At 66.8% G+C, this 24874-nt stretch carries 33 protein-coding genes, 1 other RNA gene and 1 pseudogene; 19 read left to right on the plus strand and 16 right to left on the minus strand.

The window, feature by feature from the left end; all coding sequences use genetic code 11:
• Positions 1-11: 11 nt before the first annotated feature.
• The 4 genes and pseudogenes from Q9Q95_RS03580 to Q9Q95_RS03595 all read left to right on the plus strand — a co-directional run bounded on the left by Q9Q95_RS03580 (position 12) and on the right by Q9Q95_RS03595 (position 3634).
• A complete protein-coding gene (locus Q9Q95_RS03580; RefSeq protein ID WP_306093913.1) occupies positions 12-413 on the plus strand; it encodes a M67 family metallopeptidase in 402 nt (133 codons plus the stop codon).
• A gap of 270 nt (positions 414-683) precedes the next feature.
• A pseudogene (locus Q9Q95_RS03585) lies at positions 684-1043 on the plus strand (YciI family protein); the annotation flags it as partial.
• A gap of 120 nt (positions 1044-1163) precedes the next feature.
• A complete protein-coding gene (locus Q9Q95_RS03590) occupies positions 1164-2429 on the plus strand; it encodes an RNA polymerase sigma factor (RefSeq protein ID WP_306093916.1) in 1266 nt (421 codons plus the stop codon).
• A gap of 155 nt (positions 2430-2584) precedes the next feature.
• Positions 2585-3634, plus strand: a complete 1050-nt coding sequence (locus Q9Q95_RS03595; protein WP_306093917.1) for a hypothetical protein — start codon at positions 2585-2587, stop codon at positions 3632-3634.
• Between the two features lie 59 nt (positions 3635-3693).
• Here Q9Q95_RS03595 and Q9Q95_RS03600 read toward each other — a convergent pair whose 3' ends face one another.
• On the minus strand, positions 3694-4434 hold the full coding sequence (locus tag Q9Q95_RS03600; protein WP_306093919.1) for a DUF6683 family protein: 741 nt from the start codon (positions 4432-4434) through the stop codon (positions 3694-3696).
• Positions 4435-4631: 197 nt separating this feature from the next.
• On the opposite strand from Q9Q95_RS03600, the gene Q9Q95_RS03605 reads away from it, so the two are divergent.
• From Q9Q95_RS03605 to Q9Q95_RS03660, 12 genes are all read left to right on the plus strand, one after another.
• Positions 4632-4778: a lmo0937 family membrane protein gene (locus Q9Q95_RS03605; protein WP_306093922.1), complete on the plus strand. Its 147-nt coding sequence runs from the start codon at positions 4632-4634 to the stop codon at positions 4776-4778.
• A 75-nt stretch (positions 4779-4853) separates the two neighbouring features.
• Positions 4854-5498: a histidine phosphotransferase family protein gene (locus tag Q9Q95_RS03610; protein ID WP_306093924.1), complete on the plus strand. Its 645-nt coding sequence runs from the start codon at positions 4854-4856 to the stop codon at positions 5496-5498.
• A gap of 67 nt (positions 5499-5565) precedes the next feature.
• A complete protein-coding gene (locus Q9Q95_RS03615; protein WP_306093927.1) occupies positions 5566-7884 on the plus strand; it encodes a chemotaxis protein CheA in 2319 nt (772 codons plus the stop codon).
• Positions 7884-8312: a chemotaxis protein CheW gene (locus Q9Q95_RS03620; RefSeq protein ID WP_306093929.1), complete on the plus strand. Its 429-nt coding sequence runs from the start codon at positions 7884-7886 to the stop codon at positions 8310-8312. The genes Q9Q95_RS03615 and Q9Q95_RS03620 overlap by 1 nt, the downstream gene beginning before the upstream one ends.
• An 80-nt stretch (positions 8313-8392) precedes the next feature.
• Positions 8393-8758 (plus strand): response regulator, encoded by a 366-nt coding sequence (locus tag Q9Q95_RS03625; protein WP_306093930.1) that lies wholly within the window; start codon positions 8393-8395, stop codon positions 8756-8758.
• A 16-nt stretch (positions 8759-8774) separates the two neighbouring features.
• Entirely contained in the window at positions 8775-9845 is a 1071-nt protein-coding gene (locus Q9Q95_RS03630; RefSeq protein ID WP_306093931.1) for a chemotaxis protein CheB, read from the plus strand.
• Positions 9842-10708, plus strand: coding sequence for a protein-glutamate O-methyltransferase CheR (locus Q9Q95_RS03635; RefSeq protein ID WP_306093933.1), 867 nt, complete (start codon positions 9842-9844; stop codon positions 10706-10708). Before Q9Q95_RS03630 ends, Q9Q95_RS03635 begins: the two co-directional genes overlap by 4 nt.
• A 46-nt stretch (positions 10709-10754) precedes the next feature.
• On the plus strand, positions 10755-11456 hold the full coding sequence (locus tag Q9Q95_RS03640) for an N-acetylmuramoyl-L-alanine amidase (protein ID WP_306093935.1): 702 nt from the start codon (positions 10755-10757) through the stop codon (positions 11454-11456).
• A gap of 118 nt (positions 11457-11574) precedes the next feature.
• Positions 11575-11883: a hypothetical protein gene (locus Q9Q95_RS03645; protein ID WP_306093936.1), complete on the plus strand. Its 309-nt coding sequence runs from the start codon at positions 11575-11577 to the stop codon at positions 11881-11883.
• 38 nt (positions 11884-11921) lie between these two features.
• Positions 11922-12318, plus strand: an RNA gene (gene rnpB / locus Q9Q95_RS03650) — RNase P RNA component class A.
• A gap of 130 nt (positions 12319-12448) precedes the next feature.
• The gene (locus Q9Q95_RS03655) at positions 12449-12985 is read left to right on the plus strand and encodes a J domain-containing protein (protein WP_306093939.1); all 537 of its coding nucleotides are present in this window, start codon (positions 12449-12451) and stop codon (positions 12983-12985) included.
• Positions 12982-13284: a (2Fe-2S) ferredoxin domain-containing protein gene (locus Q9Q95_RS03660; RefSeq protein WP_306093940.1), complete on the plus strand. Its 303-nt coding sequence runs from the start codon at positions 12982-12984 to the stop codon at positions 13282-13284. Before Q9Q95_RS03655 ends, Q9Q95_RS03660 begins: the two co-directional genes overlap by 4 nt.
• A gap of 115 nt (positions 13285-13399) precedes the next feature.
• Here the strand turns inward: Q9Q95_RS03660 and Q9Q95_RS03665 are convergent, their stop codons facing one another.
• The 10 genes from Q9Q95_RS03665 to pspA are packed head-to-tail and all read right to left on the minus strand — an operon-like array spanning position 13400 to position 16823.
• A complete protein-coding gene (locus tag Q9Q95_RS03665; RefSeq protein ID WP_306093942.1) occupies positions 13400-13807 on the minus strand; it encodes a SufE family protein in 408 nt (135 codons plus the stop codon).
• Between the two features lie 25 nt (positions 13808-13832).
• Positions 13833-14084 (minus strand): hypothetical protein, encoded by a 252-nt coding sequence (locus Q9Q95_RS03670; RefSeq protein ID WP_306093947.1) that lies wholly within the window; start codon positions 14082-14084, stop codon positions 13833-13835.
• 16 nt (positions 14085-14100) lie between these two features.
• Positions 14101-14370 carry a hypothetical protein gene (locus Q9Q95_RS03675; protein ID WP_306093949.1) on the minus strand — a complete coding sequence of 90 codons (270 nt, stop codon included), beginning with the start codon at positions 14368-14370 and terminating at the stop codon, positions 14101-14103.
• A 24-nt stretch (positions 14371-14394) separates the two neighbouring features.
• Positions 14395-14520 (minus strand): hypothetical protein, encoded by a 126-nt coding sequence (locus Q9Q95_RS03680; protein WP_290439636.1) that lies wholly within the window; start codon positions 14518-14520, stop codon positions 14395-14397.
• A 40-nt stretch (positions 14521-14560) separates the two neighbouring features.
• The gene (locus Q9Q95_RS03685) at positions 14561-14827 is read right to left on the minus strand and encodes a hypothetical protein (RefSeq protein WP_306093953.1); all 267 of its coding nucleotides are present in this window, start codon (positions 14825-14827) and stop codon (positions 14561-14563) included.
• A gap of 10 nt (positions 14828-14837) precedes the next feature.
• Positions 14838-15170 carry a hypothetical protein gene (locus Q9Q95_RS03690; protein WP_371876677.1) on the minus strand — a complete coding sequence of 111 codons (333 nt, stop codon included), beginning with the start codon at positions 15168-15170 and terminating at the stop codon, positions 14838-14840.
• Positions 15171-15185: 15 nt separating this feature from the next.
• Entirely contained in the window at positions 15186-15461 is a 276-nt protein-coding gene (locus Q9Q95_RS03695) for a hypothetical protein (protein ID WP_306093954.1), read from the minus strand.
• A 41-nt stretch (positions 15462-15502) separates the two neighbouring features.
• Entirely contained in the window at positions 15503-15877 is a 375-nt protein-coding gene (gene pspC, locus Q9Q95_RS03700) for an envelope stress response membrane protein PspC (RefSeq protein WP_306093956.1), read from the minus strand.
• A 1-nt stretch (position 15878) separates the two neighbouring features.
• On the minus strand, positions 15879-16151 hold the full coding sequence (pspB, locus tag Q9Q95_RS03705; protein ID WP_306093957.1) for an envelope stress response membrane protein PspB: 273 nt from the start codon (positions 16149-16151) through the stop codon (positions 15879-15881).
• A gap of 3 nt (positions 16152-16154) precedes the next feature.
• Positions 16155-16823: a phage shock protein PspA gene (gene pspA, locus Q9Q95_RS03710; RefSeq protein WP_306093960.1), complete on the minus strand. Its 669-nt coding sequence runs from the start codon at positions 16821-16823 to the stop codon at positions 16155-16157.
• A 388-nt stretch (positions 16824-17211) separates the two neighbouring features.
• Between pspA and pspF the strand changes: the two genes are divergently transcribed.
• Entirely contained in the window at positions 17212-18246 is a 1035-nt protein-coding gene (gene pspF, locus Q9Q95_RS03715; protein ID WP_306093961.1) for a phage shock protein operon transcriptional activator, read from the plus strand.
• A 33-nt stretch (positions 18247-18279) separates the two neighbouring features.
• Here the strand turns inward: pspF and Q9Q95_RS03720 are convergent, their stop codons facing one another.
• On the minus strand, positions 18280-18843 hold the full coding sequence (locus Q9Q95_RS03720; RefSeq protein ID WP_306093962.1) for a urate hydroxylase PuuD: 564 nt from the start codon (positions 18841-18843) through the stop codon (positions 18280-18282).
• Positions 18844-19029: 186 nt separating this feature from the next.
• Between Q9Q95_RS03720 and Q9Q95_RS03725 the strand changes: the two genes are divergently transcribed.
• The gene (locus tag Q9Q95_RS03725; RefSeq protein WP_306093963.1) at positions 19030-19650 is read left to right on the plus strand and encodes a superoxide dismutase; all 621 of its coding nucleotides are present in this window, start codon (positions 19030-19032) and stop codon (positions 19648-19650) included.
• 148 nt (positions 19651-19798) lie between these two features.
• Here the strand turns inward: Q9Q95_RS03725 and ispZ are convergent, their stop codons facing one another.
• The 3 genes from ispZ to mtaB are packed head-to-tail and all read right to left on the minus strand — an operon-like array spanning position 19799 to position 22537.
• A complete protein-coding gene (ispZ, locus tag Q9Q95_RS03730; RefSeq protein ID WP_306093964.1) occupies positions 19799-20416 on the minus strand; it encodes a septation protein IspZ in 618 nt (205 codons plus the stop codon).
• Complete coding sequence (gene ftsY / locus Q9Q95_RS03735; RefSeq protein WP_306093965.1) at positions 20409-21347, minus strand: signal recognition particle-docking protein FtsY; 939 nt, start codon at positions 21345-21347, stop codon at positions 20409-20411. Before ftsY ends, ispZ begins: the two co-directional genes overlap by 8 nt.
• Complete coding sequence (mtaB, locus tag Q9Q95_RS03740; protein WP_371876678.1) at positions 21344-22537, minus strand: tRNA (N(6)-L-threonylcarbamoyladenosine(37)-C(2))-methylthiotransferase MtaB; 1194 nt, start codon at positions 22535-22537, stop codon at positions 21344-21346. Before mtaB ends, ftsY begins: the two co-directional genes overlap by 4 nt.
• Positions 22538-22566: 29 nt before the next feature.
• On the opposite strand from mtaB, the gene Q9Q95_RS03745 reads away from it, so the two are divergent.
• Positions 22567-23145, plus strand: coding sequence for a DUF924 family protein (locus Q9Q95_RS03745; RefSeq protein WP_306093968.1), 579 nt, complete (start codon positions 22567-22569; stop codon positions 23143-23145).
• 89 nt (positions 23146-23234) lie between these two features.
• On the opposite strand, the gene Q9Q95_RS03750 is transcribed toward Q9Q95_RS03745, so the two are convergent.
• Positions 23235-24860, minus strand: coding sequence for a bifunctional diguanylate cyclase/phosphodiesterase (locus tag Q9Q95_RS03750; protein ID WP_306093969.1), 1626 nt, complete (start codon positions 24858-24860; stop codon positions 23235-23237).
• Positions 24861-24874: the final 14 nt, after the last annotated feature.

Here is a 24874-nt window from a genome sequence, read left to right on the forward strand (position 1 = left end):
CCTAGATGGGAATGGCGACGCGGGTTTCAAGATCTGTACTGATCGGTACGCGGCAGATTTCCGCCGATTGCGCGCCGCGCGAGGCGTGCGGATTGCTGTTCGGAACGGCGCACGCGATCACTGCGATGCAAGCGGTTGAGAATGTGGCCGAAGATCCCGAGCTGCGGTTCGAGATCGACCCGGCGGCCCTGTTCGCCGCGCTGCGGGCGGAGCGGGCAGGCGGTCCCAACATCGTCGGATATTGGCATTCGCATCCGGGCGGCGATGCGACGCCATCGGCGACCGACGCGGCGATGGCGGCGCCGGATGGCAGGCTGTGGCTGATCGTTGCGGGGGAGGCGGCGACCTTGTGGCGCGCGGTCGAAGCGGGGGCGGTGCATGGGCGGTTCGATGCGGTGGAGATTGTCGAGTAATCTGCTCCTCTCCCTGGTTGCAGAGAGGTGCTGGGGGTTGGGGCTGCGCGCCTCAAGACACTTCGCCTGGCACCGAAGCGTCCGGCAGGGCATCTAGCCCCGCCGACGCTCCCCACCCTGACCCCTCCCTTGCAGGGAGGGGGATCTGTCGGGGCCGGACGATCGTGGGCTTCAAAAAAATAATTTTCCCAGGCTGTCGAATCTCGCGAAGCTGGTTCGTCGTCAGGGTACGAGCCGGAACGGGTTCCGCTCGAGGACAGGAGACGATCGATGCGCGTGATGGTTTTTGTGAAGGCGACCGAGGACAGCGAGCAGGGCCTGAAGGAGTCCGCCGAGATGAACGAACTGTTCGAGGCGATGGGCAAATATAACGAGGAACTGGTCAATGCCGGGATCATGCTGGCCGGCGACGGCCTCAAGCCCTCGTCCGAAGGCAAGCGCATCGCGTTCGACGGCCCCGGCCGCACCGTGATCGACGGCCCGTTCGCCGAGACCCGCGAGCTGGTCGCCGGCTATTGGCTGTGGGAAGTCAAGGACATGGACGAGGCGGTCGCGTGGGTGAAGCGTTGCCCCAACCCGATGCCCGGACCCAGTGAGATCGAGATCCGCCCGCTTTACGAGATGGCCGATTTTGGCGAGAACCTGCCCGAGGCGGTCGTCGAACTCCACGACCGGACCCGCGAGAAGCTGAGCGGCCGCTGACGGTGTCCGCCGTCCGCCTCTTTCGGGCAGGAAGCCCGGGGAGGCGGCATGGCGGCGGCAGAAGCGGAGGCCCATCGGGCGATAGAGGCAGTGTTCCGGATCGAACGCGCGCAGCTCATCGCGAGCCTCGCGCGGATGGTTCGCGACATGGACCGGGCCGAGGAGCTGGCGCAGGACGCACTGCTGATCGCGCTCGGCGAATGGCCGAAATTGGGGATCCCCGACAAGCCCGGCGCGTGGCTGATGGCGGCGGCGAAGCGTCGCGCCATCGACGGCATTCGCCGCGACAAGATGCTGGCACGCAACCATGAAGCGATGGCGCGCGAGAGCGAGGAAGCGAGCGACACCGCGATGGCGGAGATCGAGGCGGCCATGGACGACGATATCGGCGACGAATTGCTCGGGCTGATCTTCACGGCGTGCCATCCCCTGCTCTCCGCCGAGGCACGCGCGGCGCTGACGCTCCGGCTGATCGCCGGGCTGACCACCGAGGAGATTGCGCGCGCCTTCCTGTCGAACGCAGCGACGATCGCCCAGCGCATCGTGCGTGCTAAAAAGGCGATCGGGAATGCCGGGCTTGCATTCGAAGTGCCGCACGGCGCCGAACTCGGCGTGCGGCTCGCCTCGGTGCTCGAGGTGCTCTACCTGATCTTCAACGAAGGCTATGCCGCGACTGCGGGCGAGGATCTGATTCGGCCTTCGCTGTGCGCCGAGGCGCAGCGGCTCGGACGGATGCTCGCGGCACGGATGCCTGCCGAACCCGAACTGCTCGGGCTGCTCGCCTTGATGGAGCTCCAGGCGTCGCGGCTGGCGGCGCGCACCGGCCCCGATGGCGCTGCGGTGCCGCTCACCGAACAGAATCGCGCGCGCTGGGATCAATTGCTGATCCGCCGCGGCCTGACCGGACTGGCGCGTGCCGAGGCGCTGGGCGGGGCGGACGGGGTATATGTGCTGCAGGCGGCGTTGGCCGCGTGCCACGCCCGCGCCCGCAGCATCGAGGAAACCGACTGGCGCCGGATCGCGGCGCTCTATGATCGGTTGCGGGCAGTCGCGCCCTCACCGGTGATCGATCTCAATCGCGCAGTGGCGCACAGCATGGCGTATGGCCCCGAAGTGGGGCTGAGGCTGGTCGACGAAATCGCCGAGGCGGCGGCGTTGCGCAATTATGCGCCCTTGCCTGCGGCGCGGGGCGATTTCCTGTTCCGCGCCGGCCGGCTCGCCGAGGCGAAACCGCAGTTCGAAGCGGCTGCCGGACTCAGTCAGAATGCCCGTGAGCGCGCCTTTTTGCTGGGTCGGGCGGCGGCTTGCGGATGAGCGTGGATCGACCGAAGCGTTGCGTAGCGCATAGATGGCAAGCCATTATAAGATAACGATATTCTTTGAATGGACAAATAGGATTTCGACCTTCAGTTCTTGCTTTGTTCCGCTGCTGGAGCGGAACGAACAGCGTATCTGTCGAGGAGACCGACGTGTCCGTATCAAAATTCATTCTTCCTTCGAACGCCGTGGACGGCGACCTGTCCGTGCTCGCACGGATTGCCGCGATCTTCGCGCCGCATTCGAGCGACCCGCTGTCATTGGCGGTGGTGGTCGATCCCGGTCACCTGATGGTGGGCGGCACCCTGATCGAAACCGATGCCCAATTGGTGGACGATTTTACGCCGCCGGTGACCGATCCGCGGATCGATCGCATCGTGATCAGCCTTGCCAGCGGCGTCGCCTCGGTGCTGCCCGGCGCGGAAGATCCGACGCCGGTGCCCCCGGCGCTGGAAGCCGGGTTCGCGCCGGTCGCGCAGGTGCGGCTGACTCCCGATGTCACTGCGATCACCAACGATCGAATCACGGATGAGCGCGACTTTTCCGGGCTGGCCCAGGCGCAGGCCACGGCGATGACGGTGCAGCGCTTCACCGCGAGCGGAACCTATACCCCGACGCCGGGGACGACGGGGGTGATCGTCGAACTCATCGGCGGCGGCGCCAGTGGCGGCGGATGTGCCGCGCCGGGGGGATCGCAAGGCGCGGTCGGCGCCGGCGGCAGCGCGGGATCGTTCGCGCGTGCGCGGTTCACGAGCGGCTTTGCCGGTGTGGCGGTGACCGTCGGCAGCGGCGGTGCGGCACCGGCGAGCGGCGCCAATCCGGGCAATCCCGGCGCTGCCTCGGGCTTCGGTACGCTCGTCTCGGCGCCGGGCGGCATCGCCGGCCTTTCCGCCCCCGCCTACACGGCGCCGGCCATTGTCGGGGGCTCGCCGGGCAATGCGCTTCCGACCGGGGCCAATCTCATCGCCGCCTCGGGCGGAGCGGGCACGTCGGGGTTCGTCCTGTCGCAATATGTCGTGCTCGGCGGCAATGGCGGGAACTCTTATTATGGCGGCAGCGGCGCAGGCGGCGGCAACGGCCCCGGCCTCGCGGGGCTCGCTCCCGGCGCGGGCGGCGGCGGTGCGAGCTCGATCGGCGGTGCGCCCGCCCGGCCGGGCGGCGCGGGTGGCGCAGGTCTGGTGACGATCTACGAATTCGGCTGAGGTCCGACGAAGGGAGGCGGGGACGACAATCCCCGCCTCTTGTCGCGCCCCCCGCCGAATCAGCCGGCGAGGCCGGCCTCGGTCAAGCGGAGCCGGCGCAGGTCGAGATTCATATCCTTGCGGAAGCGCGCGGCGGCCGCGTCGGACAGGCGGCTGGTCGCGCCGGCGTCGCGCCGCGTCATCGCGTCCGAAAAGGCCGAACCTTGCGCGACGAAATTGAGCATGAAGGTTTCGGCCATTTCCTGCCGCGCGGCATCGCCGAGCTGCGCAAAGGCGGGGCTGGTGCCGAGCGCAGCGGCGATTTGGGTGCGGACGGCCTGAACCTGGGCGCGGCTGGCGAAGGGCACCTTATTGGCGATCTGCCAGTTCTGCACCCAATAAGCGGTCATCGCATCGGCGACGTCGCCGCGCTGCAGGCCGTCGACCGCGACGTGCTTCGCCCAAGCGCCGAGCAAGTCGTTCTGCGCGACGAAATTGCGCAGGCGATCGGCGTTGGGCGGGTCGGCGCGGGCGACGAAATCGGCGAACCGGGTGCGGACGCGCTTCGAGATCGCGGGCGACGCGCGATAGCCGGTGCCGATGACGGCGGCGCGCGGGGGGACGGGGCGGGGTGCACGGACGGCGCGGTCGGGGCTCCGGCTGCGCACCGTATTGCCGATGACATTGTTCATCTGGCCGACCGCCATCATCGACGCGCCGAAATCCGTATATTGGCTGGCGATGCTCGAGAAATCCTGCGCCGATGCAGGGGCCGCCGAAGCCATCACGACGAGGGATAGAGCGGTCAACGCATGTCGCATCGAATATTCCGATCCTGTGGCAGACGGGGCCGATGATGCCGGGCGCGCGCGCCGGAGACCAGAGCCGTTGCCCCGCATCGGCCGCCTTGCGTGCAGAATCCACGTTCGGCCGCTTCGTGCGGCTTCCAACGCGATCGCGCGGAACGTTTCGGCTCCGTGCCACGTTTGCCCTTCATAACGAAAAGGGAGTGCTTTCGATGCTCTGGACCATCGCCGTCATCCTGATCATCCTGTGGCTGCTGGGCTTCGCCTTCCATGTCGGCAGCGGACTGATCCACATCCTGCTGGTGATCGCGATCATCGTCGGGCTTATCCAGCTCTTCTCGGGCCGACGCGTCGTCTAGCTGCGGGAGAGGGCGCAGCTTGCAGCGGCTTCGCGGCTGCGCCAAAGAGGCTTGGGGTAAACCGGAGCCACATCGTTGAACATCAGCCCGACCGATTTCGCGAGCCTTTTATGTTCGAGGCTCTGCCACGATTTGCTGAGCCCGGTGGGCGCGCTCAACAACGGGCTGGAACTGCTCGCCGACGAGCATGACCCCGAGATGCGCGCGCGCTGCCTCGAGCTGCTCAGCGAGAGCGCCAAGGCGAGCGCCAACAAGCTGAAATTCTTCCGGCTGGCGTTCGGCGCGGCGGGCGGTTTCGGCGAGACCGTCGACACGCGCGAGGCCCAGGCGGCGCTCGAGGGGCTGTTCGGCGACAATCACCGGGTCAAGATCGGCTGGATGGTCGAGGATCCGGTGCTGCCCAAGCACGCGATCAAGGTGCTGCTCAACCTCGCCCTGATCGGCGGCGACGCGCTGATTCGCGGCGGCCAGCTCGACATCGGCGCCGAGATCATCGACGGCTCGATCGAGATCGTCGTGCGCGCCGACGGGCCTCGGATCGTGCTCGATTCCGAGTTGCGCGGCGCATTGGCGGGCGGGCAGGACGACATGCCGGTCACCCCGCGCGCGGCGGCGGCGTTCCTCGCGCACGCGCTGGTCGCGCAGGGCGGCGGCACGCTGCAGGTCTCGCCGCCGGATTCGGACGTGCTGCTGTTCGGGGCGAGCTTCCGGGTCGGCTGACAGGCTACTAACCCGGCCTTAACCACCGCTAGCCCAAGGTGACCCGGCAAATTTGCTCCGGGGCCCCATGGACGACCTGATTCAGGAATTCATCGCCGAGACGCGCGAGACGCTCGAAGCGCTTTCGGGCGAGATCGTCGCGTGGGAAGCGCATCCCGAGGATCGCGCGCGGCTCGATGCGATCTTCCGCTTCGTGCACACCGTCAAAGGCAGCTGCGGCTTTCTCGATCTGCCGCGCCTCGGCCGGCTCAGCCACGCCGCCGAGGACGTGCTCGCGCAGGTCCGCGAAGGCGTGCGCCGGCCGGATCGGGCGCTGGTCAATTCGGTGCTGGCGATCGTCGACCGGATCGGCGAACTGGTCGAGGCGATCGATTCGGGGACCAGCCTGCCCGACCAGGGCGACGAATTGCTGATCGGCGCATTGGCGGAAGGCGCCGAGGAAGTCGTGCAGGCGAACCTGCCAGGTCTGCAGCGCGCGCCGGCGCGCAGCGTGCGGCTGAACGTCGATCTGCTCGATCGGATGATGTCGGGAATGTCCGACATGGTGCTGGCGCGCAACGAACTGGCGCGGCGGCTGCGCGGCGGCGATATCGATCCGACGATCGAGGCGGCGCTCGAGCGGCTGTCGCTCACCGTCGGCGAGATGCGCGACACGGTGACCCGCACCCGGATGCAGAAGATCGATGCATTGTTCTCGGCTTTGCCGCGAATGGTGCGCGATACTGCGGCGGGGCTGGGCAAATCGGTTCTGCTCCAGGTCGAGGGATCGGACGTCGAGCTCGACCGCGAGATGATCGAGATGATGCGCGATCCCTTGGTCCACATCATCCGCAATTCGATCGACCACGGCGTCGAATCGCCGGTCGAGCGCCGCGCCGCGGGAAAGCGCGAAAATGGCCGGCTGACCGTCTCGGCGCGCCAGTCGGGCAACCAGATCATCATCGAGATCAGCGACGACGGGCGCGGGATCGACAGCGAGAAGCTGATCCGCAAGCTCGTCGCCAATGGCCGCGACGAGGCGAAGCTGCGGGCGCTGCCCGAGCGGGCGAAGCTCGATCTGGTGTTCGAGCCCGGCCTGTCGAGCAAGGACGTGGTCAGCGAGGTCTCGGGTCGCGGCGTGGGAATGGACATCGTCCGCGCCTCGATCGAGCAGATCGGCGGGCGCGTCGACCTCGACAGCACACCCGGCAAGGGGCTCAAGCTCGCCATTCACGTGCCGCTGACCCTGTCGATCATCTCCGCGATCGTCGTCGGCGCGGGCGGACAGCGTTTCGCGATCTCGCGTCAGGCGATAGAGGAGATCGTCACCGATCATGGCGAGGCGATCCGGATCGACACGATCGGCGGCGCGCAGGTGCTGAGCGTGCGCGGCCGGCGGATGCCGTTGCTCAACCTGTGCGAAGTGCTCGGGCTGACCCGCGCGGCGCATAGCGGGCCCCGGATGATCTCGATCGTCAATATCGGCGAAGGCAGCTACGCGCTCGCCGCCGACATGGTGCTCGATAACGAGGAACTGGTGATCAAGCCGGCATCGCCGGCAGTGATGTCGACCGGAGTCTATGCCGGCCAGACCCTGCCCGATTCGGGGCTGCCGATGCTGCTGCTCGACTGCGCCGGGATCGCCCATGTCGCCGGGCTCGATTTCGGCCGCGACGACGACCGGGTCGAGGACGAGGACGAGGTGGCCGAAGCGGATGCGGGCATCCCGGCCTTGCTGTTCATCGACCTCGACGGCGCGCGCCGCGCGGTGCCGCTGGCGGCGGTCGACCGGGTCGAGCAGGTCGAGGGCGAAAGCGTGCGCTTCGCCGCCGGCCGCCACCGGGTGACCATCGACGGGCGCATCCTGCCGCTCGCCGCGCAGGGCGAGATCGCCGGACGCGACCGGCTCAACGTGCTGCGGCTCAAGGACGGCGCCAACGAAGTCAGCTATGCGATCGACGAGGCGCTCGACATCATCACGCTTCCCGAAGAGCTGGTGCCCGCGCATGCGCCGGGGCCGATCGCCGGCGTCGCATTGATCGACGACGAGCAAGTCGAACTGCTCGATATCCTGTGGGTGTTCGACGAGCATGCCGATCGCGAGAGCGAGGAACATGCGCCGCTCTGCCTGATCGCCGGCGACAAGGACGGCTGGATGGCCTCGTTCGTGCGGCCGTTGCTCGAGACGGCGGGCTACCGTGTCGCCACCCAGCTTTCGCCGGGCGAAACGCCGGCAGTGGTGCTTTCTGCCGACGAGGTGCCCGTCGAACTCGCTCCGAAGGCGCCGGTGGTACGGCTGCGCAGCCGCCGCGCCGCGGCGGGTGCTGGCGACGACAGCGTCTATCGTTACGACCGTGCGGGGCTGCTCTCCGCGCTCGAGGCCCGCATGGCCGGGAAAGGCCGCTGATGACACATCTCTATCTCATCGCCCAGCTCGCCGGCCGCGCGGTCGCGATCGATTCGGACCAGGTCGAATCGGTGGTCGATATCGGCGAGGTCACGCAAGTGCCGCTCGCCTCGCAGCACGTCCGCGGACTGGCGGCGTTGCGCAGCCGGGTGGTGACCGTGGTCGACACCCACACTGCATTGGGTCTCGACAGCTCACGCGAGGCGCGACGTGCGGTGATCACCCATGTCGACGGCCATCACTACGCGCTGCTGGTCGACGCGCTCGACGACGTCGCGCCGTTCGAGTTGCTGCCGCTGGCCGGCGGCGTCGCGCTGGGCAGCGCGTGGCAGCGCGCGGGACGCGGGATCGTCGAACGCGACGGCGAGCCGATCCTCGCGATTGATCTGGCCGCGCTGGTGCCGGGCTATTCGGCGGCGCTCAACTGAATTTGGCCGGTTAACCCGGTCCTCACATCTCTGCCGCACTATGATGAAACAGACGCCTGCCTATCGGGGAACAGGGAAACATGAAGACTTGTCTTGTCGTCGACGACTCCAAGGTGATCCGCAAGGTCGCGCGGCACATCCTCGAGACGCTCGATTTTGAAGTGCGCGAGGCCGGCGACGGCCGTGAGGCGCTCGATTCGTGCATGGCGGCCGCGCCCGACGTGATCCTGCTCGACTGGAACATGCCGGTGATGAGCGGGATGGATTTCCTGCGCGCGCTCAAGGATTCGGGGCTGCCCCAGCGCCCCAAAGTGGTGTTCTGCACCACCGAGAACGGCATGGCCTATATCCGCGCCGCGATCGAGGCGGGTGCCGACGAATATGTCATGAAGCCGTTCGATCGCGAGACGCTCGAGAGCAAGCTGCAGATCGTCGGCGTCGCCTGAGCGCCGAGAGCCGGAAATGGCCGTCGCACTCAGTTCCATCCTCCCGGATTCGCGTGGGACCGTGCCTCCGGCACAGGTGCTGATCGTCGACGATTCGGTCGTCGCGCGATCGGTGCTCGGCCGGATGGTGGACGGCACGCGGCGCTTCCGCGTCGCGGCGGCGCTGGGCGACGTGCGCGGGGCGCTCGATTATCTCGATACCCATCATGTCGACATCGTCCTGCTCGACATCGACATGCCGGGGATCGACGGGCTGACCGCGCTGCCCGACGTGATTGCCGCCGGCAAGGGTGCCAAGGTGCTGATCGTTTCCTCTTCCGCCGACGAAGGCGCCGCCGTAACCGTTCAGGCACTCGCGCTCGGCGCGGCCGATACGCTGGTGAAGCCCGGGATCGGCACCTTCGGCGGGCGCTTCGCCGAAGTGCTCGAGGAGCGGCTGTCGCGGCTGATGGACGGCCATGCCGAGCCGTTGCCGCATGCGAAGCCCAGCGCCGGACCGGTTGCTGCGCCGCACGACTTCGACATCGTCGCGGTCGGCGCCTCGACCGGGGGCATCCACGCGCTGAGCCAGTTCCTCCGCGCGATCCCGGCCAGCTTCCAGATCCCGATCCTCGTCACCCAGCATCTGCCGATTTCGTTCATGGGCTATTTCGCCGCGCAGCTCGCAGTGCTCGGCGGGCGGCCGTGCGAAGTCGCGAGCGATCGCATGCGCGTGCGGCCCGGCCGGATCATCGTCGCGCCGGGCGACGCGCATATGCGCGTGGTCAAGATGTCCGATGGCTGGGCGGTCCGGCTGAGCGACGAGCGCTCGTTGAGCGGCTGCATGCCCTCGGTCGATCCGATGTTCGAATCGATCGCCGACGTGTTCGGCAAGCGCGCGCTCGGCGTCGTGCTGAGCGGGATGGGACGCGACGGCGCCGAGGGCGCGCGGCATCTCGTCGAGGCCGGTGCACGCATCCTCGTGCAGGACCGCGAGAGCTCGACGATCTGGGGGATGCCCGGCGCGGTGGCCAATGCGGGCCATGCGAGCGCGATCTTGCCGCCCGACGAGATCGGCCGGCTGGTCGCATGGCAGGGGAGGGCATGATGCACTTCCCGGGAACCACGCCGGCGGCTTCGTCGAGCGCGATGAACATCATCTCGGCGCTGCTCGAGCAGCGCACCGGGCAACAGATCGCCGCGAACCGGGCGTGGCGCATCGAGACGGCGCTCAAGCCGCTGCTGCGCGAAAAGGGACTCGCATCGCTCGATCAGCTGGTCGCCCAGCTCGTCGCGACGCGGACAGGGGATTTAGGGGATCAGGTCGTGGATGCGCTGTTGAACCAGGAGACGAGCTTCTTCCGCGATGCGGCGGTGCTCGACATGATCGCCGATGCCACCAAGGCGATGCAGGCCGAGCTGGGCGGCCGGAAAACCCGCATCTGGTCGTCGGGCTGCTCGACCGGGCAGGAGCCGCTGAGCCTCGCGATGCTGTTCGACGAGCGCGGCATGGGCGAAGGCGCGAGCGCGCCCGAGATCGTCGCGACCGACGTGTCGCCCGCCGCGCTGACCCGCGCGCGCGCCGGCCATTTTTCGCAATTCGAGATCCAGCGCGGGCTTCCGGTCCGGCGGATGATGACATGGTTCGACAGCGCCGGGGGCGATTGGGCGGCCAAGCCCGAACTGCTACGCCGTATCCAGTTCCGCCAGCACAACCTGACCGCCGACGCGCCGCCGCCGGGCAAATTCGACGTCGTATTGTGTCGCAACGTGATGCTCTATTTCTCGCAGGACGTGCGCCGCGACGTTTTCGAGATCCTCGCCGCGGCGATCCGCCCGGGCGGGCTGCTCGTGCTCGGCGCGGGCGAGACGGTGATCGGGCTGACCGACCGCTTCCGGCCCTGTGACCAGTATCGCGGCTTCTACCGCGCGGTCGAGACGGTGCCGGTCAAGCACGCCGCTTTCGGCTGATCGGGCTCTTGCCCGGGACCGGTTCGCGCTCGTAACGTCGTCGGCGATGACCAGCGACCTGACGATCACCGACATGCCGTCGCCCAATTTCGACGCGCGCGAGTTGCCGGTGTCGATGCTCGTGCTCCATTATACCGGCATGGAGAGCGGGCAGGCGGCGATCGACCGGCTGCGCGATCCCGAGGCAAAGGTCTCGGCGCACTATCTGGTCGACGAGGACGGCACGATCCTGCGACTGGTCGACGAGCGGCATCGCGCGTGGCACGCCGGGCGCTCGCACTGGCGCGGGGTGACCGACGTCAATTCGGCGTCGATCGGAATCGAGATCGTCAATCCGGGGCACGAATTCGGCTATCGTCCCTTTCCCGACGCCCAGATGAGCGCCCTGATTCCCCTGGTCGCCGAGATCAAGGAGCGCCATGGCATCACCCGCGGCAATGTCGTCGGGCATTCGGACGTCGCGCCGGCGCGCAAGCAGGATCCGGGCGAATTGTTCAACTGGCATGCGCTGGCGCGACTGCGGCTCGCGCTGCCGCGGCCGACCAAGAATCTGGTTGATCCGGGCTGGCCCGACGCCGGCTTCATGCTCGCGCTCGAACGGTTCGGCTATGACGTGCGCGACGGCGAGGCGGCGGTGACGGCGTTCCAGCGGCGCTTCCGCCCCGAACTGATCGACGGCGAGATCGACATGGAGTGCCGCTGCATCCTGCTGGCACTGCTGCTGCCCAAGCCGCAGGGCGACGATTGAGATAGCTGCACGAAAAAGAAGGTATGCGGCGGATTCACCGTTTCCGGCAATTCCATGGCAGCGCCGAGGCTTCTACCGTGCACGGTCGGAGGCAGAACGAATGCTAAACGGTAGCGGAATGGCCCGCATGGGCCCGGTGCAGGTGCGGCTCAGCGGCGTGATCAAGGTCGACGAGGACGACAAGGAAGTTCCGGCGGTGAACACGCCGACCGTGGCCGAGGCGACGGCGTTGCTCGACCGCAGCGCGCGGGTGAACGGCGCCGACGGCGTGATCGAGGTCGGCTCGGACTATCGCCGGATCGCGATCGGGCGCGGGCCGCTTTCGACCCAGACGCTGATCGCGGTACAGGCGTGGGGAACGGCGGTGAAGCAGGCCGAGATCGCGGCAGAGGAGTCCGGGGCGCCGCCGGAGCCCGACGCGGCATAGGCCTTGCGCGCCGCGCAGGTGGCGCTAGAGCGGTCGGGCCAGAGGGTCGGGCGGCCGCGTCGATGCGCAAGCATCGCCGAGGAAAGTCCGGGCTCCACGGAACCACGGTGCCGGGTAACGCCCGGCGGGCCGGCTTGCCGGCTCAGGGAAAGTGCCACAGAGAGCAGACCGCCCACCGGTTCTCCGGAACCAGGGGCAAGGGTGAAAGGGTGCGGCAAGAGCGCACCGCGCGACCGGCAACGGAAGCGGCACGGCAAACCCCACCGGGAGCAAGACCGAATAGGGGCGGCATATGGGCCTGGTTCCGGCCCGTCGCCCGGGTTGGTTGCTTGAGCGGCGGAGCAATCCGTCGCCTAGAGGAATGGTCGCACATCGCGCGCCGAGGGTCTCCTTGGGGCGCGAGGACAGAACCCGGCTTATAGACCCTCTGGCATCAGCGCTCCTGCGAAAGCCGGAGCCCAGGGTTCGAGCGTATCGCCCGCGACCCTGGGCTCCTGCTTTCGCAGGAGCACGAAGTTGTTTCCAAGGGTGGCCTTTGCCCGGCAGCCACCCTATCTGCCCCTCGATGGCACGCGCGACACGATCCTCCGACTGGGGCTTCCCCCGCTGGCGCGAATATGGCGCCGAGCGCGAGGCGGTGAAGGTGCGGCTGTGCGACCGCCACGGCTGCGACGAACCCGGCGACCGGCCTGCGCCGAAATCGCCCAACAGCCCCGAACGCTGGTATTTCTGCGAGACGCATGCCGGCGAGTACAACCGCAACTGGAATTATTTCGAGGGGCTGACCGCCGAGGAAGCCGCGGCGCGCGAGGCCGAGGAACGGCGCGACGCGGGCGGCTTCGCCGAATCGAAGCACAATAGCTGGGCCGGGCCCGGCGACGGCAGCCGCTCGCGCGACGAGATCCGCGCGCTGGAGGTGCTCGATCTCGAGGTCGATGCGGATTTCGAGGCGGTGCGGATGGCGTGGCGGCGGCTGGCCAAATCGAACCATCCCGACGTCAAGCCCGGCGACGCCGAGGCGGCGAAGCGCTTTCAGGCGATCCAGGCGGCATATGAAGTGCTCAAGGCCGCCGAAGAACGCCGGACGTGGAAGCCCGATTGAAGGCTGGCATTCGCTCGAACTGGTCGAACGCGGTTCTGGTCTGCTCGAAATGCTCCAGGAAGCTCGACGGCGGATTCGGACCGAGGGGCAGGACGCCGCTGGCCAAGGCGCTTCGGAAACATCTCGGACTGAAGAAGGGCCGCAAGGGCGCGGCGGGAATCGTCGAGGTCAAGTGCCTCGGGGTGTGCCCGCGCGGGGCGGTGACGGTGGTCAACGGGGCGCAGGCGCGGGAGTGGCTGCTGGTGCCCGCAGGGGCGAACCTCGATGCGGTGGCCGGGGACCTTGGGTTGAACGATTGATATCGTCACCCCGGCCTTGTGCCGGGGTCCACCGGGAAGCAACGGAAAGGCAAGCGGCCTGGCTCGGCCCGTGCGGCTTGGTGGACCCCGGCACAAGGCCGGGGTGGCGGGGAGATTAGCCCGCGTACCTTGTCGCGGTCTCGCGGATCAGCGCGATCATGTTGGGGATGCCTTGAGTGCGGTTCGAGCTGAGCTGGTTGCGCAGGTCGAACGGGGCGAGCGCCGCTTCGATATCGGTGGCGAGAATCTCCGCGGGGCTGCGGTCCTGCACCGTGAGCAGCACCAATGCGATGATGCCCTTGGTGATCGCGGCATTCGAATCGGCGAGGAAGTGGAGCGCGCCGTCGTCCTTGCGGGTGGGATAGACCCATACCGAGGCCGAGCAGCCGCGGACGAGCGTGGCGTCGGTCTTGAGGGGGTCGGGCATCGGCTCGAGCGCGCGGCCCAGATCGATCAACAGGCGATAGCGGTCGTCGGCGTCGAGGAACTCATATTCTTCGCGAAGGTCGGCGAGGCTGGTCATGCGGGCCCCGCTAGCCGGGTGGACCCTAGAGGTCCACCCCGGCGGCGATCGCCTCGAGCTTGCGGATGCGTTCCTTGAGGTCGGCGATCTCGATGCGCGAGGCGGCGGAGGGCATTGCCGGTTCGGCCTGCACCCCGGACGCGCGGTGCTCGGCGAGTTCCTGGCGCTTGAGCGCGAGCCAGCCGCGCCAGCCCGAGAGCCCCGCCGCGGTCACCATCGCCACGCCGGCGAGGCCCGAGACCGAAAGCGTGATGTAGAGATTGGGGTCGACGGTCATTGCATGTCTCCCTGATCTAGGGGTTTTTCTTGTCGCGCAGCGCCTCGATCTCGCGGTCGAGACGCAGGCTGCTGGCTTCGCTGTCGGTAATGACCCGTTCGAGGACCTGGACGCGCTCCTTGAGCGCACGGACCTCGTCGCGGAGCCTTGCGGCGTCGGATGCCGTGTCGCTGCCGCGGAAGACTTCGTTGCCGTGCTTGTCCTTGTGGATGCCGAAGCGCGCCTTGAGGACGCTGCCGATCGTCACGATGACGATGATGGCGACAACCATTTCGAACGGGTTCATCCCATTTACTCCTTGTGCGGCGCCTCAGGCGCCCTGTTGCTGCTGCCGGGCGAGCTTTTCCGCGCGGCGGACGGGGCGATCCCGGGCTTCGGCGAGGGCAATAGCTCCCCCGCACAGTGCCGTCAGCACTGCGAACACGACGATGATCATTTTGTGGTCCTCAGATTGGGCTGCGTCTCGCGCAGCGGGCTTAGTTGAGCGGCGCGTCGCGCAGCTGTTCGATTTCATCCGCGACGGCGATGCCGCGGTCGGTGACGATCCGTTCGAGAACCCGGACCCTCTGTTCGAGCCGCTCGGTCTGGGCGGCATATTGGGCGGCTTTCTCGGCGACCATCTGCGATTCGATCTCCATCTGGCGCTCCTTGAGCTTGAACCAGGGCTTGACGAACACCCCGCCCAGGATGGCCAGCAGGCCGCAGGAAATGCCCAGGATCGGGATGAGCAGCGGGTTGATCATCAAAGCCTCCTCAATTGCTCTTGGTGCCGCGCAGCTGCTCGATCTCGCGGTCGAGACTGTGCGAACTGTCGGTGACGATCCGCTCGACGTTGATCAGCCGGTCCTTGACCGAGCCGAGCTCGGCGCGGAGCTGGGCGTTTTCCTGGCTGAGCAGCTTGATCCGCTCCATCGCCTCGTCATTCTTCTGCGGGTAGATCGCCTTGCCCCAGCTATTCTCCAGCGGGTAGCCGTTCTTGATCCGCAGCCAGGTGGTGAAGATCCACCCGATGATCCCGAAGCCTCCGAGCAGCATCGCGCTGCCGATGATCCAGGGAAGGTTGCTCATGACGATTGCTTCACTCATCTCGTGTTCCTTCGCTCAGCGCAGGCTGTCGATTTCGCGGGCGGTGCGCTCGGCGGGGTCGGTGGCGATCCGTTCGAGCACTGCGATCCGGTCTTCGAGCCGCGAGATCTGGCCGGTGAGGCGCTCATTCTCCGTGGAGAGGAGCTCGATCTTGCGGTCCGCTTCCGGGTCGCCCTTCGCGGTGGTGCCCTTCCATTCATTCTCGAGCGGGTAACCGTGCTTTGCGCGGATCATGTTATTGATCAGCCAGCCGGCGGTCGAGATCCCGATGATCAGGAGCACGAAGATCATGCCGTCCTGCATTGACTTTCCTCCCTGTTGACAGCCCCGCCTCAGCGCAGGCTGTCGATCTCGTCGGCGAGCCGGGTGTTGCGGCTGGTATAGTACATCTCGATATCGGCGAGCCGGCGGTCGATGTCGCGGAAGGTCGAGCGGACCTGCGCGGTCGAGCGGCTCGGATTCGAGCGGACGCCCTGCCAGAACTTCTCTTCCTCGGGCCCCTGATAGAGGCCGGCCGGCTTGTTCGGCGCGAGCCAGGCGATCAGGAAGTAGAAGAGGATCGACGTGCCGCTGGTCGCGAAGGCGAGGAAAACCATGCCGAGGCGAAGCCAGATCGCTTCGATGCCGGTGTAGTCCGCCAGCCCGGCACAGACGCCGAGGACCTTGCCGTTGGACTTGTCGAGGTAGAATTTCGTACGGGCGGACATCTCAGTTCCTCCTCGAGATATCGAAGGGGCTCGGTTCCTGGCGCGAGGCCGAGAGCGGGCGGAAATCGGGGTTGTCGGCGGCAATGATGCGTTCGACGGTGAGCAGGCGCTCCTCGAGCTGCTTGGCAGTGTAATAGAGCTCGTCGAGAAGCTTCTCGTCCTCGCCGGTGATCGTCGCTGCCGTCTTCCACCGGGTGATATAGTGCATGATCACCCAGGGAAGGCCGACGAAGAGCATCCCGACGATGACGATGGGCAGGAAAACCTCTTCCATCGCTTACGCTCCCTTGTTCAGGCGGGCCTTCAGCGCTTCGAGCTCGGCATCCACCTTCTCGGACGAGCGCAACTCGGCGATCTCTTCCTCGAGGCTCTTGGGAGCGCCGCCCAGACCGGCTGCCTCGGCGCGACCCTCGGCGAAATCGACCCGGCGTTCGAGGACGTCGAAGCGCGAGAAGGCGTCGTGCATCTTCGAGCCGTTGGTCATCTCGCGCAGGCGCGTGCGGTTGTTGGCGCTCTCCAGCCGGGCGACGATCGAGTTCTGACGGACCCGCGCCTCGCGCAGCTTGTTCTGGAGCTTGGTGATGTCTTCCTCCGAAGCCTTGAGCGCCTCGTCGAGCACGCCGATCTCGGTCGAAAGCTGCTCGCACATGTCGGCGGCCTTCTGTTTTTCGACGAGCGCTGCCTTGGCGAGGTCCTCGCGGCCCTTGCTGAGCGCCAGCTCGGCCTTCTCGGTCCAGCTCTCCTGGAGCTTTTCGAGCTTGGCGATGTGGCGGCGCATTTCCTTCTGATCGGCGATGGTGCGCGCGGCGGAGGCGCGAACCTCGACCAAGGTCTCCTCCATCTCGAGGATGATCATGCGGATCATCTTGGCCGGGTCTTCGGCCTTGTCGAGAAGGTCGGTGACGTTGGCGGCGATGATATCGCGGGTTCGCGAGAAGATACCCATTCCAGAACTCCTTCGTTTTTGGGATCCGCCGGGAGAGACTAGGGGGTGTCCCTCCCGGCGGGTTTCCGCTCGCGGGGCAATGCGAGCGGAGCGACCTCGTGCCTCAGGCGATCGCCGGGCCGACTGCGCTGGCCATCAGGATGGCGCTGGCGAAGAAGGCGACGGTGACGGCGAAGAAGGCGTTGCGAACATTCTTTGCTTCGTAAGTCATGATCTCGTTTCCCTGAACCTGTGTTTTGGTCCGCCCGTTGGCGGGCTTGCCAATAGCTTTGCAGGAGGCGTGCCAAATCGCCAGAACCGCAGAAATCAGCCATTTTTGCCATTCATCTGACGTTCAGTGGCTAAATAGGGCTTGCCAAGAGTTGGGAAAATTCGCCAAAGGTTCGGCATGGAGCGCGCAACCCAGGTCATCGGCCAATCCGGAGCCTTTCTCGACGCGCTCGAACGCGCCAGTCGCGCCGCGGCGCTCGACCGTCCGGTGCTCGTCATCGGCGAGCGCGGGACCGGCAAGGAACTGGTCGCCGAACGCCTCCACCGGCTGAGCCCGCGCTGGGACCAGCCGCTGGTCATCATGAATTGCGCGGCCTTGCCCGAGACTCTGATCGAGGCCGAATTGTTCGGGCATGAATCGGGGGCGTTCACCGGCGCGACCAAGGCGCGCGCGGGACGCTTCGAAGAGGCGCATCGCGGCACCTTGTTCCTCGACGAGTTGGGGACGCTGTCGATGGCGGCGCAGGACCGGCTGCTGCGCGCGGTCGAATATGGCGAAGTGACGCGGATCGGCTCGTCGCGGCCGCTGCATGTCGACGTGCGCATCGTCGCGGCGACCAACGAGCATCTGCCCGACAAGGTCGACAAGGGAACGTTCCGCGCCGATCTGCTCGACCGGCTGTCGTTCGAGGTGGTGACCTTGCCGCCCCTGCGCGCGCGGCGGGGCGACATCGAAGTGCTCGCCGATTTCTTCGGGCGGCGGATGGCGTCGGAGATCGGCCTGGCCGACTGGCCGGGCTGGGGCCCGAATGCGCTCGACGCGATGCTGACCTATGACTGGCCGGGCAATGTCCGCGAATTGCGCAATGTCGTCGAGCGCGCAGTCTATCGCTGGGAGCGCGAAGGGCCGGTGGATTCGATCGAGATCGATCCGTTCAAGTCTCCGTTCCGGCCTCGGGTCCCGGTTCCGGCGCAGGCCGCGGCACCGGCCGAAGCGGCGCCGGTTCCCATAGCCGAAGCCGAGCCGGCGACGGCGTTCGACGGCGGGACCGACTTCAAATCGCGCGTGAACGCGTTCGAGCGGCAAGTGCTGTCGCGGGCGCTGGCCGAGCATCGCTACAATCAGCGATCGACCGCCGAAGCGCTGGGGCTGACCTATGACCAGTTGCGGCATGCCTTGAAGCGGCACGAATTGCTGGGAGCGGGGGCCTAAAAAGCCCTCTCCCGCCTGCGGGAGAGGGAGAGATCAATGATAATTGGTCATCGCCAGCAACATCGGCAGCGACAGCAGCACGTTGAGACGCGAGGCGATCATCGCGGTCCTTGCCGCCCTCGCCTTGACGGCGTCGTCGGCCTCGACCAGGCCGAGCGCCTTTTTCTGGTTCGGCCAGATGACGAACCAAACATTGGCCGCCATGAACAGCGCAAGCCACATGCCGATGCCGATCAACCGGGCATTGTCGCGCAGCAGCAGCGCATCCTCGAGTTCGTCGTAGAGCCAGGCGAGGATCAGCCCGGTGATCACGGTGAGCAAGGCGGCCCAACGGAAGAAGAACAAGGCCTTGGGTGCGATGAATTTCGATATGCCCGGCTTCAGTTCGGCGGGGATCCTGGGCATCGTCGGTATCTGGACGAAGTTGAAATAGTAGAGCAGCCCGATCCATGTGATGCCGAAGAAGACGTGGAGCCATTGGAACACGCCGTTCCACAGGCCCAGCGGCGGCGCGAAATAGGGTGCGAACATCAACCCGATCGCGAGCACGAGGCTGACCGCCAGCACCGCGTGCAGATTGCCGAAAAACTTGTCCATGCGATTGCTCCCCTCGTTCTGCGGCGCCGATTGCCCCCGGCGCCTGCGGAAGGCAGCTTAAGATCGGAATTTTCGTTTGTCACACGCAACGAAATTTGCGGGACAGAAGGGGTTTTTCGGAGCTAGGGGAGGACCGCTTCCCGCCGCGGATCGTTGTGCGGGTGAACCGAACACGGAGTATCCCCCATGGCTTTCGAACTTCCCGCGCTGCCTTATGCCAAGGATGCGCTTGCTCCGCACATGTCGGCGGAGACGCTCGAATTCCATCACGGCAAGCATCACAAGGCCTATGTCGACAAGACCAACGGCTTCGTGGTCGAGAAGGGTCTCGAGGGCCTCAAGCTTTCCGAGGTGATCCAGAAGGCCAAGGAGACCGGCGACAAGGGCCTGTTCAACAACTCCGCGCAGGTGTGGAACCACAGCTTCTTCTGGCAGTGCCTGAGCCCCGAGAAGCAGGCGCCGACCGGCAAGCTCGCCGATCTGATCAACGACGGCTTCGGCTCGGCCGACGCGCTGGTCAAGCAGCTGGTGACCGAATCGACCAACCATTTCGCCAGCGGCTGGGGCTGGCTGGTGCTCGACGGCGGCAAGCTCAAGGTAACGTCGCTGCACGATGCCGACACGCCGGTGGTGTATGAAGGCATGCAGCCGCTGCTGACGATCGACGTGTGGGAGCATGCTTATTACGTCGATTACCGCAATGCGCGTCCGGCCTATCTCGACGCGGTCTCGGCGAATCTGATCAACTGGGAATTCGTCGCGCAGAATCTCGACGGCGCAGGCGTGCGCCGGGCGGATCAGGGCTGAGCCGAATTTCCCTCTCCCCTTGTGGGAGAGGGAGGGAGCCGATGAAATCGGCGGAAGGGTGAGGGGGGTGAGACTCATGTCCCCCTCATCCTTCCCACTCGCTCGCGAGCGGGCGCCTTCCTTCTCCCACAAGGGGAGAAGGAATTTCTCACCCCTCGGGGGGCAGCGGCGCGTCTTCGGGCTTTTCGAGCTGGAGGCCGTGCTTGAGCAGCATCGGGATGTTGAGCATCGCGAACACCAGAGTCATCGGGATCACCGCCCAGGTCTTGAAGGTGACCCATTGATCCCAGTTCAGCGCGTGGCGCATCGCTTCGTTGAGCACCGCCATCGCGAGGAAGAATCCGGTCCAGTTGATCGTCAGCAGCCGCCAGCCCTTGGCCGACAGTCCCGGATAAGCGGTCTCGAGCAGGAGCTGGAGCAAGGGCTTCTTCGCGATCAGGCCGTAGCCGAGGATCACCGCAAACATCGTGTAGACGATCGTCGGCTTCATCTGGATGAAGCTCTGATCGTGGAAATAGATGGTCAGCGCGCCGAACGGTAGCACCAGCGCCGCAGTGATCCACAGCATCGGCGAGACGTGCTTCGCTTTCCACCACGACAGCAGCATAGCGGCGACCATCGCGACCATGAAGGCGGCGGTGGCGGTGATGATGCGCTGGATCTGCAGGCCCGGCGCATAGCTGTTGACAAGGAAGAAGATCGCGAGCGGACCGAAATCGATCAGCATGCGCATGCCCGGCGAGAGCGGAGTGCGGGGTTCAGCCATGGGTGAGCGCCTCCACGCCGGCGATGATGCGGGCGACTTCGTTGGCGTCGAACGGGCGGAGGTCGTCGACCTTCTCGCCGACGCCGATCGCGTGGATGGGGAGGCCGTATTTCTCGGCGGCGGCGACGAGCACGCCGCCGCGGGCGGTGCCGTCGAGCTTGGTCATGACGAGGCCGGTGACTCCGGCGACTTCCTTGAACACCTCGATCTGGCTCAATGCGTTCTGTCCGGTAGTGGCGTCGAGGACGAGGACGACGTCGTGCGGCGCCGCGGGGTTGAGCCGGCCGAGCACGCGGCGGATCTTGGCGAGCTCGTCCATCAGCTCGCGCTTGTTCTGGAGCCGGCCGGCGGTGTCGACGATGAGCACGTCGATGCCGGTCGCGGTTGCCTGCTTGACCGCTTCGAAGACGATCCCCGCCGCGTCGCCGCCTTCGGGGCCGGTGACGATCGGCACGCCGATCCGCTCGGCCCAGGTCTTGAGCTGACCGATCGCGGCGGCGCGGAAAGTGTCGCCGGCGGCGAGCATCACGCCGTAATCCTGCTCGACAAGGAGATTGGCGAGCTTGGCGATCGTGGTGGTTTTGCCGCTGCCATTGACGCCGATGACGAGGATCACCTGCGGGCGCGGAAAGGCCTCGATCTCGAGATGCTTCGCGACCGGGGCGAGCGCCTTCTCGATCTCCTCGGCGACGACGAGGCGGATGCCGAGCTCCTCCATGTTGCGCTCATACTGCCCCTCGGCAAGGCGGGCGCGGACCTTGGCGGCGGTGCCGGGGCCGAGATCGGAGGCGATCAGCGCTTCCTCGATATCGTCGAGCGTGGCGTCGTCGAGCCGCGCGCCCGAGAGGCCGGCGAGATTGCCGAGCAACCGGTCCGAGGTCTTCTTGAAACCGCCGAGCAATTTGTTGTGCCACGAGGGACTGCTGCTCATGCGATCAGCTTCCCGTCCTCGATGGCCTTGATGGTCACGGTCACGATATCTCCAACTCGGGCAGGGGCGAGCCGCACCTCGGCGAAATTGCCGGCATGGCCGCGGTCGCCGGGGCGCTCTACCAATATTTGCTGCTTGCTGCCTATCAGGCTTTGCAGCCAGCGCGAACGATGGGCAGCGGCCGCCTCGCGCAGGCGCGCGGCGCGAGCCTTGACGATTGCGGGCGCGACCTGCGGCATGCGCGCGGCGGGGGTGCCGGCGCGCGGGCTGTACGGGAAGATGTGGGGGTGGACCACGTCGCAGTCCTCGATCAGCGCGAGCGTGTTGGCGAACATCGCCGCGTCCTCGGTGGGGAAGCCGGCGATCAGATCGGCGCCGATCGCCACGTCGGGGCGGGCGGCCTTGAGGCGTTGGACCAGCGCGACGCTCTCGGCGCGGCTGTGTCGGCGCTTCATCCGCTTGAGCACCATGTCGTCGCCGGCCTGGAGCGAGAGATGGACATGCGGCTGAAGGCGCGGCTCCTGGGTGAGCAAGGCGAACAGCCGGTCGTCGATCTCGACGCCGTCGAGCGAGGAGAGGCGCAGGCGGCGAAGCTGCGGAACGTGCGTGAGAATGCGCTCGACCAATTGACCGAGGCTCGGGCTGCCGGGAAGGTCGGGGCCGTAGCTGGTCAGGTCGACTCCGGTGAGGACGATCTCGGCATGGCTTTCGGCGAGCGCGGCGATGCGATCGATCACCGCGCCGGCAGGGACCGAGCGGCTGTTGCCGCGGCCATGGGGGATTGCGCAGAACGTGCAGCGATGGTCGCAACCGTTCTGGACCTCGACAAAGGCGCGGGCGTGAGTCGAGAAGCTCGCGGCAAGATGCGGCGCTGTCTCGCGTACCGCCATGATGTCCTGGACGAGGACCCGGTCGTAAGCTTCCCAAGCTTCCGGCCGGAGCTTCTCGGCATTGCCGATCACCCGGTTCACTTCGGGCATCGCCGCGAAACCGGCGGGATCGATCTGCGCGGCGCACCCGGTCACCACCAGTTCGGCGCCGGGGCTTTCGCGCCGGGCACGGCGGATCGCTTGCCGGGTCTGCTTGACGGCTTCATTGGTGACCGCGCAGCTGTTGACCACGATCGTGTCACGCCCCGTCAGCAGCGCACGGATCGACTCGCCCTCGGCAAGGTTGAGACGGCAACCCATATTGATGATCTGGGGTGAGGAGCACGGCATTGGCGAGCGATCTAGGCATGGCGGCGTCGGAAGTCCACGCGAAGGCGGGCGAAGTCCTTGCCTTCTGGTTCGAGGCGCTGATGCCCGAGCAATGGTTCGCCAAATCCGACGGGCTCGATCGCGAGATCGGCGAGCGGTTCGAGGCACTGCGCATCGCGGTGCTCGAGAGCGAGGCGGCGGGATGGTGCGACAGCCCCGAGACCCTGCTCGCCGCAGTGATCCTGCTCGACCAGTTCAGCCGCAACGTCCATCGCGGTACTGCGCAGGCCTTCGCCGCCGATCCGCTGGCACAGGAGCTGGCGAGCCTCGCGGTCGAGCGCGGCTGGGACCGCGCCATGACTCCGCAGCAGCGCCAGTTCCTCTATCTACCCTTCGAGCATGCCGAGAGCCGCGAACTGCAGGCGGTGAGCCTGAGCTGTTTCGAGACGCTGGGGCCGGGCGAAGTGCTCGAATATGCCCGGCAGCATGCCGAGGTGATCGCCCGCTACGGGCGGTTCCCGAGCCGGAACGCGGCGCTCGGGCGGATTTCGACTCCGGCGGAAGAGGAATATCTCAGCCGGCCGGGAGCGGGGTGGTGATGCATTTATCGTCACCCCGGCGAAGGCCGGGGTTTCGCACCGCCCATTCGCTCGCGACCTGAGGTCCCGGCGTTCGCCGGGGGGGACGCTCAACCGGCGAGGCGCTGGCTGGTGACCGGAGTCGGCACCTCGACCGATGCCGCGCGGCGGAGCAGGCGGCGTTCGGCGAGGAGGCGGCGGACATTGGCGATCGACAGCGGTTTGCTGTAATACCAGCCCTGCGCCTTGGCGCAGCCGAGCGCGCGGAGCCGCGCCTCGATCTCGGCATCCTCGACGCCCTCGGCGGTGATCGGCAGGTTCAGGCTCTCGCCGAGGCTGATGATGGCATTGACGATAGCCGCCGAATCGGCGCTCTCGTTCAGCGACATGATGAAGCTCTTGTCGATCTTGATCCGGTCGAACGGCAGCGCGCGCAGGTGCGCGAGCGACGAATAGCCGGTACCGAAATCGTCGAGCGCGAGGCGCACCCCCTGATTCTTGAGGCTGCCGACGATCGATTGCGCCAGCGCGAGATTGTCGAACAAGGCGCTTTCGGTGATCTCGACCTCGAGCCGGTTGGCGGGGAAGCCGGTCTCGGTGAGCACCTTGATGATCTTCTGCGCCAGCCACGCATCGCGCAGCTGCCATGGCGAGATGTTGATCGAGACGCTGAGCGACGGATCCCAGTCGCGCGCGGCGAGAAGCGCCTGACGCATGATCGACAGCGAAAGATCGCCGATCATGCCGGTTTCCTCGGCGATCGGGATGAACAGCTCGGGGCTGATCGTGCCGCGGGTCGGGTGCTCCCAGCGCGCGAGCACCTCGAAGCCGTGCAGGCGGCCGGTGGCGAGATCGATCTGCTGCTCGAAATAGGGGACGACTTCCTGCCGCGGGATGGCGAGACGAAGGCCCGATTCGAGCTCGTTGCGCACCTGGAGCTCGCGTTCCATCGACTGGTCGAACCATGCGAAGCGGTTGCGGCCGGCCTTTTTGGCCTGGTACATCGCGATGTCGGCGGCGCGCATCAGCGCGTCGATCCCGGCGCAATCGAAGTCCGAGCGGGCGATGCCGAGCGAACAGCTGATGTGGAGCCGCAGCCCCTCGGCTTCGAACGGCTGGGCGAGGCGGCTGACCAGTTTCTCGGCGATGCGCTCTACCGTGGCGGGTTCGGCCGGATCGAACAGGAAGCCGCAGGCGAATTCGTCGCCGCCCAGCCGCGCAGTGAGCGCGATCGGCGGCATGAAATGCGCGATCTCGCTCGCCACCGCGCGGAGCAAGGCGTCGCCCACGGCGTGGCCGTGCATGTCGTTGATCGTCTTGAAGTGGTCGAGATCGAGCATCACCAGCGCCATGCCCTTGCGGCGGCGCTGGGCGCGAACGAACATCGCGGCGCCTTCCTCGGCGAGGCTGCGGCGATTGAGGAAGCCGGTGAGCGGGTCGCGGCTGGCGAGCTGTTGGGCGCGTTCCTCCGCGGCAGCGCGGATCTGGAGTTCGTGGCTGAGCGAGGCATGGCGGCGCCAGCCGAGCAGGATCAACGCGACGTTGAGCAGCAGCGCGATCACCAGCGGCTGCGCGACGGGTTCGCCGCCCTGGAAATAAAATTGAACCGATTTCGACAGTACCGCGCTGCCGATCCCGACGAACAACAGGATCGCCGAGACGCTGATCGCGCCGGTGAGCAGGCTGGGGCGTGGCGCCCGGCCTTGCATCGTGTCTTCCTCGATATCCAGCGACATTGCCGGCACGTGCC

It is taken from the genome of Sphingomonas sp. DG1-23, assembly GCF_030730875.1.
Taxonomy (GTDB): Bacteria; Pseudomonadota; Alphaproteobacteria; order Sphingomonadales; family Sphingomonadaceae; genus Sphingomonas.